The sequence below is a fragment of the Bradyrhizobium sp. USDA 4502 genome (assembly GCF_054063355.1).
Genome location: NZ_JBSSGF010000001.1, coordinates 5,854,226 through 5,867,938 on the forward strand (window position 1 = coordinate 5,854,226; position 13,713 = coordinate 5,867,938).

13 protein-coding genes are annotated in these 13,713 nt (G+C 65.3%); 8 read left to right on the forward strand and 5 right to left on the reverse strand.

All coding sequences use genetic code 11. The features are described 5' to 3' along the window. Entirely contained in the window at positions 1-1,404 is a 1,404-nt protein-coding gene (leuC, locus tag ACVW1B_RS27320; protein WP_253607060.1) for a 3-isopropylmalate dehydratase large subunit, read from the reverse strand. Positions 1,405-1,549: 145 nt separating this feature from the next. Here leuC and ACVW1B_RS27325 point away from each other — a divergent pair, with 145 nt between their 5' ends. Next, on the forward strand, positions 1,550-2,338 hold the full coding sequence (locus ACVW1B_RS27325) for an IclR family transcriptional regulator (protein WP_253607059.1): 789 nt from the start codon (positions 1,550-1,552) through the stop codon (positions 2,336-2,338). A 246-nt stretch (positions 2,339-2,584) separates the two neighbouring features. On the opposite strand, the gene ald is transcribed toward ACVW1B_RS27325, so the two are convergent. Then, the gene (ald, locus tag ACVW1B_RS27330; protein WP_253607058.1) at positions 2,585-3,700 is read right to left on the reverse strand and encodes an alanine dehydrogenase; all 1,116 of its coding nucleotides are present in this window, start codon (positions 3,698-3,700) and stop codon (positions 2,585-2,587) included. A 126-nt stretch (positions 3,701-3,826) separates the two neighbouring features. Here ald and ACVW1B_RS27335 point away from each other — a divergent pair, with 126 nt between their 5' ends. The 4 genes from ACVW1B_RS27335 (at position 3,827) to ACVW1B_RS27350 (ending at position 7,682) form a co-directional block, all read left to right on the forward strand. After that, entirely contained in the window at positions 3,827-4,315 is a 489-nt protein-coding gene (locus ACVW1B_RS27335) for an Lrp/AsnC family transcriptional regulator (RefSeq protein ID WP_253607057.1), read from the forward strand. A gap of 195 nt (positions 4,316-4,510) precedes the next feature. Beyond that, positions 4,511-5,449 carry a hypothetical protein gene (locus ACVW1B_RS27340; protein WP_253609890.1) on the forward strand — a complete coding sequence of 313 codons (939 nt, stop codon included), beginning with the start codon at positions 4,511-4,513 and terminating at the stop codon, positions 5,447-5,449. 86 nt (positions 5,450-5,535) lie between these two features. Beyond that, positions 5,536-6,246, forward strand: coding sequence for a type 1 glutamine amidotransferase (locus ACVW1B_RS27345; protein ID WP_253607056.1), 711 nt, complete (start codon positions 5,536-5,538; stop codon positions 6,244-6,246). A gap of 272 nt (positions 6,247-6,518) precedes the next feature. Continuing rightward, on the forward strand, positions 6,519-7,682 hold the full coding sequence (locus ACVW1B_RS27350; RefSeq protein WP_057015126.1) for an IS4 family transposase: 1,164 nt from the start codon (positions 6,519-6,521) through the stop codon (positions 7,680-7,682). A 77-nt stretch (positions 7,683-7,759) separates the two neighbouring features. Here the strand turns inward: ACVW1B_RS27350 and ACVW1B_RS27355 are convergent, their stop codons facing one another. Further along, complete coding sequence (locus ACVW1B_RS27355) at positions 7,760-8,638, reverse strand: NmrA family NAD(P)-binding protein (protein ID WP_456822494.1); 879 nt, start codon at positions 8,636-8,638, stop codon at positions 7,760-7,762. A gap of 116 nt (positions 8,639-8,754) precedes the next feature. On the opposite strand from ACVW1B_RS27355, the gene ACVW1B_RS27360 reads away from it, so the two are divergent. Beyond that, positions 8,755-9,651, forward strand: coding sequence for a LysR family transcriptional regulator (locus ACVW1B_RS27360; RefSeq protein WP_253607054.1), 897 nt, complete (start codon positions 8,755-8,757; stop codon positions 9,649-9,651). Between the two features lie 22 nt (positions 9,652-9,673). On the opposite strand, the gene ACVW1B_RS27365 is transcribed toward ACVW1B_RS27360, so the two are convergent. Continuing rightward, the gene (locus ACVW1B_RS27365; RefSeq protein WP_225158832.1) at positions 9,674-10,024 is read right to left on the reverse strand and encodes a hypothetical protein; all 351 of its coding nucleotides are present in this window, start codon (positions 10,022-10,024) and stop codon (positions 9,674-9,676) included. Positions 10,025-10,213: 189 nt separating this feature from the next. Then, the gene (locus tag ACVW1B_RS27370; RefSeq protein ID WP_253607053.1) at positions 10,214-11,149 is read right to left on the reverse strand and encodes a LysR substrate-binding domain-containing protein; all 936 of its coding nucleotides are present in this window, start codon (positions 11,147-11,149) and stop codon (positions 10,214-10,216) included. A 186-nt stretch (positions 11,150-11,335) separates the two neighbouring features. Here ACVW1B_RS27370 and ACVW1B_RS27375 point away from each other — a divergent pair, with 186 nt between their 5' ends. After that, on the forward strand, positions 11,336-12,322 hold the full coding sequence (locus ACVW1B_RS27375; protein WP_456822495.1) for an NAD(P)-dependent oxidoreductase: 987 nt from the start codon (positions 11,336-11,338) through the stop codon (positions 12,320-12,322). 48 nt (positions 12,323-12,370) lie between these two features. Further along, complete coding sequence (locus ACVW1B_RS27380; RefSeq protein WP_253607051.1) at positions 12,371-13,702, forward strand: MFS transporter; 1,332 nt, start codon at positions 12,371-12,373, stop codon at positions 13,700-13,702. The last annotated feature ends 11 nt before the right edge of the window (positions 13,703-13,713 follow it).

Genomic DNA, 13,713 nt, shown 5'->3' on the forward strand with positions numbered 1-13,713 from the left:
CTAGCGTCCCATCATCCTGACATCGGCGATCGCACCGGCAATGGCGGATGCTGCGGCACTCGCGGGGCTCGCCAGATGCGTCCGCGCGCGCGGCCCCTGCCGGCCGACGAAATTGCGGTTCGAGGTCGAGACCGAGCGCTGCCCGGGCGCCACCACCTCGCCATTGGCGGCAAGGCACATCGAGCAGCCCGGCTCGCGCCACTCGAAGCCGGCGTCGATGAAGATCTTGTCGAGCCCTTCGGCGACCGCCTCGCGCTTGACGTTCTCCGAGCCTGGTACCACCCAGGCGCGGACCCCGGCCGCGACCTTGCGGCCGCGCGCAACCTCGGCCGCGGCGCGCAGATCGCTGAGCCGGCTGTTGGTGCAGGAGCCGATGAACACCCAATCGACCGGCGTGCCCGCGATCGGCGCCCCGCCTTGCAGGCCCATATACTCGAGCGCAGTCTCGATCGCGGCGCGCCGCAAGGGATCGTCGACCGCCTTCGGGTCGGGAATCACGCCGTCGACACCGACGACGTGCTCGGGGCTGATGCCCCAGGTCACCTGCGGGATGATCTTCTCGACATCGATCACGACCTCGCGGTCGAACACCGCGTCGGGATCGCTCGGCAATTCGCGCCACGCTTTCACCGCGAGATCCCACATCTCGCCTTGCGGCGCATAGGGACGGCCGCGGAGGAATTCGAACGTCTTTTCGTCCGGCGCGACCATGCCCATCTTGGCGCCGAGCTCGATCGAGAGGTTGCAGATCGTGAGCCGGCCCTCGATCGGCAGCGCGCGGATCGCACTGCCGGCATATTCGACCGCATAGCCGGTGCCGCCGGCGGCGCCGATATGGCCGATCAGCGCCAGGATCATGTCCTTGGCGGTGACGCCGAGCGGCAGCTTGCCCTCGAAGCGCGCGCGCATCGTCTTCGGGCGGCGCTGGATCAGCGCCTGCGTCGCCAGCACATGGGTGAGCTCGCTCGATCCGATGCCGAAGGCGAGCGCCCCCAAGCCGCCATGGGTGCAGGTGTGGCTGTCGCCGCAGACGATGGTCGCGCCTGGCAGGCTCAGGCCGAGCTCCGGACCGATGACGTGGACGATGCCCTGGCCGGGCTGATCGACGTCGAACAGCGTGATGCCGCTCGCCGAGGTCTCGACCCGCAGCGCAGCCAGCAATTCCAGTCCGATCTTGCTGGTTCCGGCGCGGCCCGGCGCCGTCGACAGCGCGTGATCCGGCGTTGCAAAGGTCAGTTCGGGATTGTGGACCTTGAGGCTCCGGCTCTTCAGATCGAGCAGGCCGCGCGAGCCACCGAGATCGTGCAGCAGATGGCGGTCGATATGAAGGAGGTCTGTGTCTTCGCTGAGGCGAGCAATGACATGCTGGCCCCAGATCTTCTCGAGCAAACTTCGGCCGGGCATCCGCCTTCCCCTGCTCTCTGCGTTTCCATGCGGCTTGATCTTATTGGCGCCAATCTGGGCCAAAGTTGTCGTCAAGTGAAGCAGTTTTGCCCTAACATCACATATGTGATGGAGGTGCGGTACTTGACCCACCGAGGAGCCAGCCATGCCGAATCCGAATAAGACGGCCATCGTCAAATCGGCCATGCGGACGTTTGCAGTTCTGGAGTTCTTTCGGAAAACAAAGCGGGCTGCTTCCGTGACCGAAATATCGTCCGCGTTGGAGATGCCGCAATCGAGCACGTCAATGTTGCTTCGATGTCTCGTCGAATTGAACTACCTGGAATACGAGCGAAAGACCCGGCTCTTCATCCCCAGTTACCGGGTCAATCTGCTCGGTGACTGGATCCGTCGTTCCCCGTTCCGTGATACCAAGCTCACCGATCTGATGGAGGAACTCTGGACCGCGACGGGCGGCGAAACCGTCATGCTCGGACAACAGGCCGGCGCGGCCGGGATGCAATATCTGCACGTGGTCCCTGGCGGCTCTCAGCTTCAGTACACGGCACAAGCCGGTCAAATACGACCGATGGTGCGGACCGCGCTCGGACATGTGCTGCTGAGCCAAATGCCGAACACCAAAATTCGCGGCATTATCCGGCGCAACAACGCCGAGGAGCCGAGTCAATCGGCGCGCGTTCGCGAATCCGCCTTTCTCGAGGAGGTCGAGCGCATTCGCCGCCGCGGCTATTCCGAGTCAGGCGGCCGCACGACGCCGGGCGCAAACACAATAGGCATGCTCGTTCCTCTGCCAAAGCGACGCGCTCCGCTGGCTATCGGCATCGGCGGCCCCATCGAACGTATCGCGGCAAAGCGCGCGCACATCATTGATGTCATGCAGAGCCGGCTGAAAGAATTGACAGATGAAGCCGGGCCAAGATTCGTTGAGAAATGACCTCTTGGGACGCATAACGCGTCGTGCGGATGACGGAGCCGTAGCCCGGATGAAGCGAAGCATTCGGACTAAATATCTGTCTTCTCCTTCCCCCTGAAAGGGGGAAGGTCGGGATGGGGGTCAGCCGCAGGCGACGCTCTATGTGGAGAGAGTTGATCCCCACCCGCTTTGCTCTGGCGAGCAAAGCAACCTCCCCTTTTGAAGGGGAGGTTGGGACCCGCGCTGCAGTTAGATCTTTCGAATTTCCTACGACGCCAGCGCTTCTTCCGGCATCACGGCCGACAGATGCTGGCTTTCGGCCACGGCGCGGTTGGTGATGCGGCCGCGATGCACGTTGAGGCCGGCGCGCAGATGCGGATCCTCGACCAGCGCGCGCAGCCCCTTCGATGCCAGCGCCAGCCCGAACGGCAAGGTGGCATGATTGAGCGCGTGGCTCGAGGTGACCGGCACCGCGCCCGGCATATTGGCGACGCAATAATGCACGATGTCGTCAACGAGGTAAGTCGGCGCCTGATGCGTGGTCGGCTTCGAGGTCTCGAAGCAGCCGCCCTGGTCGATCGCGACGTCGACCAGCACCGCGCGGCGTTTCATGCCTGCAAGCTGCGCGCGCGACACCAGCTTTGGCGCGCTGGCGCCCGGCACCAGCACCGCGCCGATCACAACATCAGCCGCGAAGACCTCCTGCTCGATCGCTTCCAGCGTGGCGTAACGGGTGCGGACGCGGCCGAGGAAGAGGTCGTCGAGCGCGCGCAGCCGCGGCAATGAGCGGTCGAGAATGGTGACTTCGCTGCCAAGGCCTGCCGCCATCCGCGCCGCATGGGTGCCGACCACGCCGCCGCCGATGATCGCAACCCGCGCCGGCGGAACGCCGGGCACGCCACCGAGCAGCTTGCCCATGCCGTCGGCGGATTTGCGCAGCGCGACGCCCGCGGCCTCGATCGCGAGCCGCCCGGCGACTTCGCTCATCGGCGCGAGCAGCGGCAGTCCGCCATGTGCGTCGGTCACCGTCTCATAGGCCACCGCCGTGCAGCCGGAGGCGATCAGACCCGAGGTCTGCGGCACGTCGGGCGCGAGATGCAGATAGGTGAAGAGGATCTGTCCCTCGCGCAGCCTGATCCATTCGGTCGGCTGCGGCTCCTTCACTTTCACGATCATCTCGGCGACGGAAAACACTTCTTCGGCGGTGTCGGCGATGCGCGCGCCGGCCAGGGTGTAGACGTCGTCGCCGGCACCGATGCCGTCACCGGCGCCGCGCTGGACCACGACCTCGTGGCCGTGCGCCACATATTCCCGCACCGAGGCAGGCGTCAGCCCGACCCGATATTCCTCGACCTTGATTTCCTTGGGCACGCCGATGCGCATGGTCCGCTCCTTGAAGGATTCGTTTCCGCCGCCATCAAGGCTATGCCCCGTCACATGGCGTTTCTCAGCGATTTCCGGCTTGCTCACAGCCGAATACGCCCATATCCTTCGCTTCCAGCTCAGCCCTTGAAGGAAATCTGCGTGGACGGTCTCGATCGTATCGACCTCAAAATCCTCGCCGAGCTGGTCGCTGATGCCCGCGCCAGCCAGATCGAGCTTGCCGAGAAGGTCGGGTTGTCGCCGACCGCCTGCGCGCGACGCATCCGCCATCTCGAGGAGATCGGCGTGATCCGCGGCTATCGCGTCGACCTCGAACCATCAACGCTTGGACTCGTGACGACCGTCGTCGTCACCATCACGCTGGAGAAGCAGAGCGAGGATTATCTCGCAGCCTTCGAGGCGGCGATCGCACGCTGTCCCGACGTCGTGTCCTGCCATCTGATGTCGGGCAGCGACGATTATCATCTGCAGGTGATCGCCCGCGACATCGCCGACTTCGAGCGCATCCACAAGCAGCATCTGTCGCGGATGCCGGGCGTCGCCCGCATCCATTCCAGCTTCGCGATGCGCGAAGTGGTCCGCCGCACCATTCCCGAGACCGCGCTGCGCGGCTGACGGTCACGCACCACCACGCACTGTCACAATCGCGCACTGTCACAATCGGACACTGTCACAATCGGGCACTGTCACAATCGGATCTGCCCGGCTCGCTCCCACACGCAATTTTTTTAGTTCGTGATTCGCCGCCTTCTATGACAGAATTGCTACAGTTCAATATCAATTCGGTTACACGCGGAGCGGTGAATGAGCATGGAGTGGCGGGCACGGCCGGTTTCGCTGGCTTGGTCAAATCCAGTGGTCCGGTGGTGGGGCTTCTTGAGCCTCGTCAGCGCCGCCAACATCGCGGTCTGGTTCGCGCTCTACCGCCAGTTCAATGAACAGGCCAATGGCAGCTTCAGCAACACCTCGGGCATCGGCCTGATGATGCTGCTGTGCGCGGCCTATGTGTTCGGCTGTGCTTTCCGCTCGGTCCTGCCGCGCGCCGACGTGCAGCGCATCTGCCTGTTCGACACCTGGCTGTCGAGCGTCGTGGTCGGCCGCACCGTCGCCACCGTCGCCGAGGTCTGCTTCGCCGCGCAATGGGCGATCATCCTGCATCAGCTCGGCACCATGACCGGCGCCGAGACCACCGTGAACATCGCCTGGATCATCGTGCCGCTGATCGTGATCGCGGAATGCTTCTCCTGGTATGCGGTGCTGACCACCCATTATCTCTGCAACGCGATCGAGAACTCGATCTGGGCGGTGGTGTTCTTCCTGGTCGGGATTGCTCTGTGCCGGCTGCTGCCGGAGTTTCATGGCCCGGTGCGCTGGGCCTTCATCGTCGCGATCGTCGGCATCGCCGGCTTCCTCGCCTTCCTGATGACCGTCGACGTCCCGATGTATCTGAATCGCTGGCGCGCCAACCTCGCCGCCGGCGGCACGCTGCTGCATCCGCTGGAAGGCCTGCGCGACGTCAGCCGGCGCTGGGTCGTGACCCATGACATCGCGGAATGGCGCGAGGAGATCGCCTGGATGTCGCTGTATTTCAGCATGGCGGTCTGGTCGAGCCTCGCGCTCTGCGTCGGCTACTCGCTCGAGGATCAGCTGCCGCGCTACCGCACCGAGCCCGTGATCGTCGCAACGACGCCGGCGCCGACAGCGCAGCACACCGCCACGATCGACGCGGCGGTACCGTCGCGGAATTGATCGGCAACCGCCCACGCGCAGCTTGTCGCCATTGGCGCTTTCGGAGTAAAGGCTGAGGCGTCCCCGCTCATCCGTCAGCGCGTTCCATGCCCCGCATCACCATCATCGAAACCGGGCTCGTCAACCCGCAAGCCCGCGAGCGCCACGGCAGCTATCCGCAGATGTTTCAGCGGATGGTGGCGACCGCCGATCCATCTGTTGGCTGCGACGTCGTCAGCCTCGCCAATGGCGAGACGCTGCCGGATCCGGTCGCATTGGATGCGATCCTGATCACGGGATCGGCCGCCGGCGTCTACGACGACGTCGCGTGGATCGCGCCGCTCGAAGCCTTCGTGCGCACGGCCCATGACAAGCGCATTCCGACTGTCGGCGTCTGCTTCGGCCATCAGCTGATCGCGCAGGCGCTCGGCGGCACGGTGCGCAAATCCGAGAAAGGCTGGGGCATCGGACGCCATGTCTATCGGATCGCGCCGGACAACGGACTGATCGACGGCGAGACGATCGCCGTCGCCTGCTCGCATCAGGACCAGGTGGTCGACGCGCCCGCCTCCGCACGCACCATCCTGTCGTCCGCGTTCACGCCGCACGCCGCCCTGCTCTACGCCAACGGCACGACGCTGTCGGTGCAGCCGCATCCGGAATTCACCGCCGACTATGCCGGCGCGCTTTGCGACCTGCGCCGCGGCCTCGCGCCGGATGCCCTGATCGAAGCCGCCAAGACTTCGCTCACCGAACCGCTCGACCACGCCACGCTTGGCGGCGTGATCACGCGCTTCCTCGTGCGCCGTAGCAACTAGACATCGTGTTCGCTTGGCGGCCGCAACGGAACTGCGCTCCCTCGCCCCGTTCTTACGGGGAGAGGGTTGGGGTGAGGGGCTGTCACCACGTCAACGGAGCCAGAAAAATTCGCGGAGGCTCCGCCTCACCCGCATCGCATCTTCGATGCGATGCGACCTCTCCCCGCACGCAGCAGGGGTGTCCGGGGAATGATTCACTGTGTCGCGGTGCATGCTCGGCAGGACCGAGGCAAATCGGTCTTTTCTGGTTGTCGAGACACAGAGGGCCGAGCATGCGATATCGCGGTAGCATTTTTGGAAGGCTGCTTGAACCGATCAATCGACGGCAGTTTCAGACGGTTGTGGATCGTCTGGACGGGGATGCCTACGACAAGTCGTTCAGGAGCTGGGATCATCTGGTGGCGCTGATCTATGCCCAGCTTAGCGGCAACAGCAGTCTGCGCGGGGTGGTGACTGGCTTCAACGCCAATTCGCAGCATCACTATCACTTGGGAACCGGCAAGCTGTCGCGCTCGACGTTGTCCGATGCCAATGCCCGCCGTCCGATCGGCATTTTCGCGCAAACCTTTGCGGCGCTGTCGGCGATGGCGCGTCGCCAGCTGCGGAGTGAAGGCATGGAGATGGTGCGTCTGATCGACGCCAGTCCGATCCCGCTCGGCAAGGTCTGCAGTTGGGCGACGTGGAACGGCCGCATCCGCGGCATGAAGCTGCATGTCGTCTACGACCCAAGGAGCGATGTCCCGACCTGCGTCGAGATGACGGCCGCGAACGTCAATGACATCGAGATCGGCCGACAGACCCCAATCCAGCCCGCCACCACCTATGTGTTTGACAAGGGCTATTGCCGTTTCGACTGGTGGCAGAAGATCAATGATAGCAAGGCTTTCTTCGTTACCCGGGCGAAGACGAGCATCCGTCTTCGCTCGCTCAGGCATCGCGCCATCCGCAAGCGTAACGGGGATGGCTTCGAAATCCTTGCCGATGACGAGGTGAAGCTCACCAGCAAGGGCGATTCGCGCCTTCCAATCCCGCTCCGCCGCATCAAGATCAGACGCGAGAAAGGCGGCAAGATCACACTCCTGACCAACGACCTTGCCCGTAGCGCCGTCGAGATCGCCGCCCTCTACAAGAGCCGATGGCAAATCGAGCTGCTGTTCCGCTGGATCAAGCAGCATCTCGATATTCGCAAGTTCCTCGGCGCCAACGACAACGCGATCCGCCTTCAGGTGCTCGCTGCGATGATTGCCTACCTGCTGCTGCGCATCGCCGCTCACACCAACTGCATCAAAATGCTCCCGCTCAGGTTCGCCGAACTCGTCGGCCAGCTCCTGCTCACGCGTCGATCCCTCGCTGCCATCGACAAACCTCCGCCCATCAACCCCAGCCGTCGGAAATCAACCATCTCACCTGACCAGATGGAGCTCCGCTATGCCTGAATTTCCCCGGACACCCCTGCGCACGCAGGGGAGAGGTGAAGGAAGCGCTTGCTTCGCTGTAAAGCCTTCATTCGCAGCTAGCCCTTGTGCCACTGCGCGGCGGCGTCGCGGGCGAAATCGCGATAGGCCCGCGGCGCGCGGCCGAGCAGCTTCGTCAGGCGTGCCAGCTCATCGGCCGTCGCGACCGCGCCGTCGCTCTGGTACCGGCCGAACATGAGGCGCATGTCGAGCGCGAGCCATGCCGGCATCGCTGCCTTGAAACGCTGCTCCATCGCCGCGAGATCGTCCCCGCCATAGCTGACCGCGCGGCCAAGCTCATCGCGCCAGATCGCAGCCGCGCCCTCGCCGGTCACGACGTCGGGGCCGACCAGCGCGTAGGTCTCGCGGCCCAGCGGTGCGGACGCGCGCTCGCGGCGCAGCAACTCGATCGCGGCCGCCTCGCCGATATCGCGGATGTCGACCATCGAGATGCCCTTCGCGCCGATCGGCATGCCGTAGGCGCCGAAGTTCAGCAGCGGCTCCTTCAGCCGAAGATCGTTCTGGATGAAATAGGACGGACGCAGGATGGTCGCGGGAAGATCGAGCGCCTCGATCATCCGCTCGACCGTGTGCTTGCCGGCGAAATGCGGCACGTCCGCATAGGCCACGCCCTTGAACACCGAGAGATAGACGATGCCCTTGACGCCGGCCTCGCGCGCGGCGGTCAGCGTCAGCATCGCCTGCGTCAGTTCGTCGGCGGCATTCGGCACCAGCAGGAACAGCGTGCTGACGCCAATGAGCGCCGCGCGGACCGAATCCACGTCGGCAAGATCGCCGCGAACCGCCGTCACGTGCTGCGGAAATTGCGCCTTGCCGGGCGAACGCGTCAGGGCCCGAACCTCGACGCCCTGACCGGCGAGATGATTGAGAACCTGGGTGCCGATGGTGCCCGTGCTGCCTGTCACCAGAATGGTCATGTCGCATACTCCTCTTTTGGGGCAGACCGTCTGCCGTTGCGGAGAAGCTATCTGTTCCAATTTTCCTTTGGAGATGGCATTATCTGAACACATCGTTTCGAATATGGAACAGTTCGATGGACCTTCAGGCACTCGCCGATTTCAATCTGGTGGCCGCTCATGGCGGGCTCGGCCGCGCCAGCCGCGCTTCCGGACGGGCCAAGGCCACGCTGTCCCGCCGCGTCGCCGAACTGGAACAGAGTCTCGGCGTCCGCTTGATCGAGCGGGGTTCGCAGAGCCTGCGATTGACCGATGAGGGCCGCGCGCTGCACGAGCGCACCAGCGGTCCATTGTCCGACATCGCCGAGGCCGGCGAAGCCGTGGTGCTCGGCGCATCGACACCGCGCGGCCGCTTGCGGGTCAGCGCGCCGGTCTTGCTCGCCCATGTCGCGTTCGGCCGGATCGGTGCGCGCTTTGCGCGCGCCTATCCCGACGTCCAGCTCGAGATCGTCGCCGAGGATCGCCTGGTCGATCCGGTGGAAGACGGCTATGACCTCGTCATCCGTATCAACCCGTCACCGGATGAACGTCTGGTCGGCCGCCGCTTCCTCAGCGACGAGCTGCTGGTCGTGGCGCATCCCGATCAGCAACGACCGATGACCGCCGCGCGCGATCCCGATGGCGTCACCGTCGATGCCGTTCTGATGTCGCCGACGCCGCCCGATATGGTCTGGCGCATCCGGAATGAACGCGAAGAGATGATGCTCAGGCCGCGGCCAATGCTGCGTCTCTCATCGATGCTGATGATGCGCGATGCGGTGCTCGCAGGCGCGGGCGCGGCCCTGCTGCCGAAGCTGCTGGTCGATGACGACATTGCCGCGGGTCGGCTTGCCTATTGGGGAACAGATGCCAGACCTCCGGTCGAGATCTGGGCACTGCAGAGCTCGCGACGGCTGGTCGGCGCAAAGGTTCGCGCGTTTCTCGACGTCGTCGAGCAGGCATTCCCGAACCGGGTGTTCGTCCCGCCGGCCTGAGTTGCAGCCCGTACGATGCGGCTCAGGTCATGCTGCCCGGCATGAAGCAGCGCACGCGCGGGTGGCCGTCGATATAGTGCTTCCACACCATGGTGCGCCCGACCTTGTTCGGCTCGGTGATCACCGCCTCGTTCGGCACGACAACCCATTCATTGTCGATGAGCACGCGATAGTGGCCGTGATCCGACTCCCAGTCGGGATCGGCGACCACATAGCCGTCGGCATCCGAGCAGCATTGTCCATAGCCGCTGCGCAGGCTTTCGAACCAAGGCTTCAGCGGTGAATTGGCGTAGCGGCCGTCGTCTCGCGCCAGGGTCGGCGATGTCAGCCACATCGTCCCGAGCAGCAGTGCCGCACGCGTGATGGCGTGCATGTCGTCGTCTCCGTAAGTGTCGATCCAGCTGCGGGCGCGCGTCACAGACTGCTCGTCTGCGACGCTGCCGCCGCAGGCGAGAACACGACACATCCGCGCCCCAGCACCTGACATTGAACGATGCAAGAGCAGGGCCAGACGGGATGCCGGAAGACTACGGTCGACGAAAGTATAGGGCGTGAAGCACGATCAACGACTCATTGCTGCGACCTCGGGGACGAGCGGCGGTGCGCTGCGCGACGCCGCCTGCAGCGCGCATTCGACGAACCGGCGCGGCAGCAGCGAAGCGTTGGAGCGCATCGCCACCAGCATGCGGCTCTCCGCATCCGGCGTGTCCAGCGGCTTCGCCACCACATTCATCACGCCGGCCTGCTGGTAGCAGGACGGCAGGATCGAAAGCCCGATCCCGGCCGCGACCAGGCTGAGCACGGTGCGCAATTCATGCGCCTCCTGCACCACACGCGGGGCAAAGCCCGCCCGCCGGCACAGCATCGCGGCCTGATCGCCGACACCGCAGCCGCTCTCGGCCATACCGACGAATTCATGCTCGGCAAGGTTGGCCATCTCGAGCGCGCCCTTCGCGCCGGCCAGCGGATGATCCAGCGGCAGGAACACCATCAGCCGGTCGCGCCACACCAGATGGACCTGCAGATCGGCCGCCGGCCTGAAATCGAGCGGCGGGCGCATGATCGCGACATCGAGTTCGGCGTCGGCAAGCGCGCGCAGCTGCGTTGCCGTCGACATGTGCCGGAGCTCGATCTTCACCCGCGGATAGCTGGCGCGAAAGCTGCGGAACAGCTCGGCGAACATGTCGAGCATCGGGACCGAGCCGGTGAAGCCGACCCGGATCATCCCGGCCTCGCCGCGCGCCGCACGGCGCACCGTCTCCGACGCCAGATCAAGCTCGCTGACCGCACGCCGCGCATGTTCCAGCAGCAACTGCCCGGCCTGCGTCAGTTCCACCGCGCGCCGCGTGCGCGCCAACAGGCGCGTGCCGAGTTCTTCCTCCATCGCCTTGATCTGCGTGCTCAGCGGCGGCTGGCTGACATGCAAGCGTTTGGCGGCGCGGCTGAAGCTGAGCTCTTCGGCTACCGCGATGAAGTAACGAAGCTGCCTGTAATCCATCGCTTATTCCGATTCCCTATAAGTCGGGGGTCAACAAGGTATTTGACCTCACGGGGCCGTTTCCCGATCTTCGCGCGAAATCACCAGTCCTCCAAGGGAGAAGCGCGCGAAATGCGTCAGGTTCAGGCACGACGGCGCGGCGCTCGCAGCGGGTCAGCCATGCAATATCGCAGCGGACGATAGAAGATGACCGTTCCGTTTCGCGTTCTCGTCACCGGCGACAGCCTCGCGCCGGCTGCCGTCAATGTCCTCAGCGAGATCGGTGCAGATGTCGTGCTGATGCGCGATGCCGTCACGCCCGACCGTCTCGCGCACGAGATGGCGCGGGCGCCGACGCAGGCGATCCTGATGCGCGGCAATCCGGTGTTCTCCGCCGCCACCATCGCCGGCAATCCGCACCTGCGCGTGATCGCAAAGCACGGCGCCGGCGTCGACAGCGTCGATATCGATGCCGCAACCGCCAGGCGCGTGCTGGTGATGGTCGCGGGCGATGCGAATGCGCCTGCGGTTGCCGAGCACACCATCGCGCTGATCCTCGCGCTCGGGCGCGACGTCGTCAGCTTGAACGCGCGAACCCATTCCGGCGCCTGGAACCGCGCCACCTATCGCGGCCGCGAAATCCGCGGCCGCACAATCGGCCTGGTCGGCTTCGGCCGCATCGCCCGGCACGTCGCGCGCGCGGCGGCCGCGCTCGGCATGAGCGTCGTCGCGCTCGGCCGAACCAGAGGCCGCGTCGATCCGGCGCTGGCGCGCGAAGCCGCCGATCTCGCCGAGCTGCTCGCGGTCTCCGACATCGTCAGCCTGCATGCACCGCTGACCGATGCGACGCGCGGCATGATCGATGCCGGGCGGCTCAACGCCATGAAGCCGGGCTCCCTCCTGATCAACACCGCGCGCGGCGCGCTGGTCGACGAGGACGCGCTGTGCGCGGCGCTGAGAAGCTGCCATCTCGCCGGTGCCGGCCTCGACACGCTGGCGGAGGAGCCGCCGGCCAAGGACAGGCCGATCCTGCAGGCACCGAACCTGATCGTGACGCCGCATATCGCAGCCCAAACCGGCGCATCGATCACGCGGACCGGCGTCGAGGCTGCGCGCAACATTGTCGCGGTCCTCACGCAACGCGACATCGATCGCGCGAATGTGGTGAACCCGGCGGCACTCGACGCACCTTAAATCTCGCAGAAACGGCCCAGCAAGAGGCCGCAACAAGAGGAAACGAACATGGATCTGGGGTGGCTGTCCAAGCTGTCCGCCGTCGAACGCAAGACCTTCTTCGCCGCCTTCGGCGGCCTTGCACTCGATTCGATGGACACGACGATCTACGCGCTCGTCACGCCGGCGCTGATCGCAACGCTGAGCCTGTCGCGGCCTGACGCCGGCATTCTGGCTTCCAGCTCGTTGATCGGCACCGCCCTGGGCGGCTGGGTCGCCGGAATTGCCGCGGACCGGTTCGGCCGGGTGCGCGTGCTGCAATTCACCATCCTCTTGGTCGCGGTCTCGACCTTTGCCGCCGCCTTTGCCGACGGCTTCTGGTATCTCTTGGTCGCACGCGCCGTCCAGGGCATGGGCTATGGCGGCGAGGCCGCGGTCGGTGCCGTGCTGGTCGCCGAAGTGGTTTCGGCCGGCATGCGCGGCCGCGTCGCCGCCGCGATCCAGAGCGGATACGCCGTCGGCAATGCGCTGTCGGTGGCGCTGTTTCCCGTCATCTTCGGCTGGCTGTCGCAGAACATGGCCTGGCGCGTGTTCTTCGCGATCGGAATCCTCCCCGCGCTGCTGGTCTTCTTCGTCCGCCGCTTCGTGCCGGAATCCACGATCTTCGTCGAGGAGAAGGCACAGCGCGCCGCCTCGCCGACGCACAGCTTCTGGACCATCTTCACCGGCGAGCATCTGTTCAAGACGCTGGTCGCGACCTTCTTCACCACGGGCACGCTCGGCGCGGCTTATGTGATGATCACCTGGCTGCCGACCTATCTGCAAACCGGGCTGCATCTGCCGGTCACGCACACCGCCGGCTATCTCGCAGTCAACATCTTCGGATCGTTCGTCGGACCGATCGCCTTCGGCCTGATCGCCGACCGCATCGGCCGCCGCAAGGGTTTCATGCTGTTCCTGGTCTGCCAGGCACTGAACGTCGTCGTCTACACCCAGGCGCCGATCGGCCAAGGCATCACCATCATCCTCGGATTCTTCCTCGGCGCGCTGCAGGCCGGCCTCGCCTCCGGCCTGATGCCGACCTTTGCCGAGCTGTTTCCGACCAGCATCCGCGCCAACGGCGCCGGCTTTGCGCTGAGCGCAGGGCGCGGCCTCGGCTCGATCGTGCCGGCGACCGTCGGCATTCTCTCGACGCGAATGCATCTCGGCGACGCAATGGCGATCTGCGCGATCTGCGGCTACACCGCCGCCTTCTGCGCGGCATTGCTGCTGCCCGAGCAGCAGGGCATCGACCTCAGAACAATGGCAGCGGGCGGCGCGCCGGACGGGGCCGAACGCCTGCCGCACGAACGAGAGACCGGACAGCCCAACAACATCCGAAATGGCGTCGCGACCCAATGAACGCCATCGCA

Excerpts from the sequence above, each read along its gene's own strand:
- ACVW1B_RS27360 (WP_253607054.1), top strand. The coding sequence starts at position 8,755 with ATGGACCTTCAGGCACTCGCCGATTTCAATCTGGTGGCCGCTCATGGC.
- ACVW1B_RS27370 (WP_253607053.1), bottom strand. The coding sequence starts at position 11,149 with ATGGATTACAGGCAGCTTCGTTACTTCATCGCGGTAGCCGAAGAGCTC.
- leuC (WP_253607060.1), bottom strand. The coding sequence starts at position 1,404 with ATGCCCGGCCGAAGTTTGCTCGAGAAGATCTGGGGCCAGCATGTCATT.
- ACVW1B_RS27350 (WP_057015126.1), top strand. The coding sequence starts at position 6,519 with ATGCGATATCGCGGTAGCATTTTTGGAAGGCTGCTTGAACCGATCAAT.
- ACVW1B_RS27355 (WP_456822494.1), bottom strand. The coding sequence starts at position 8,638 with ATGACCATTCTGGTGACAGGCAGCACGGGCACCATCGGCACCCAGGTT.
- ACVW1B_RS27375 (WP_456822495.1), top strand. The coding sequence starts at position 11,336 with ATGACCGTTCCGTTTCGCGTTCTCGTCACCGGCGACAGCCTCGCGCCG.
- ald (WP_253607058.1), bottom strand. The coding sequence starts at position 3,700 with ATGCGCATCGGCGTGCCCAAGGAAATCAAGGTCGAGGAATATCGGGTC.
- ACVW1B_RS27380 (WP_253607051.1), top strand. The coding sequence starts at position 12,371 with ATGGATCTGGGGTGGCTGTCCAAGCTGTCCGCCGTCGAACGCAAGACC.
- ACVW1B_RS27325 (WP_253607059.1), top strand. The coding sequence starts at position 1,550 with ATGCCGAATCCGAATAAGACGGCCATCGTCAAATCGGCCATGCGGACG.
- ACVW1B_RS27340 (WP_253609890.1), top strand. The coding sequence starts at position 4,511 with ATGGAGTGGCGGGCACGGCCGGTTTCGCTGGCTTGGTCAAATCCAGTG.
- ACVW1B_RS27365 (WP_225158832.1), bottom strand. The coding sequence starts at position 10,024 with ATGCACGCCATCACGCGTGCGGCACTGCTGCTCGGGACGATGTGGCTG.
- ACVW1B_RS27345 (WP_253607056.1), top strand. The coding sequence starts at position 5,536 with ATGCCCCGCATCACCATCATCGAAACCGGGCTCGTCAACCCGCAAGCC.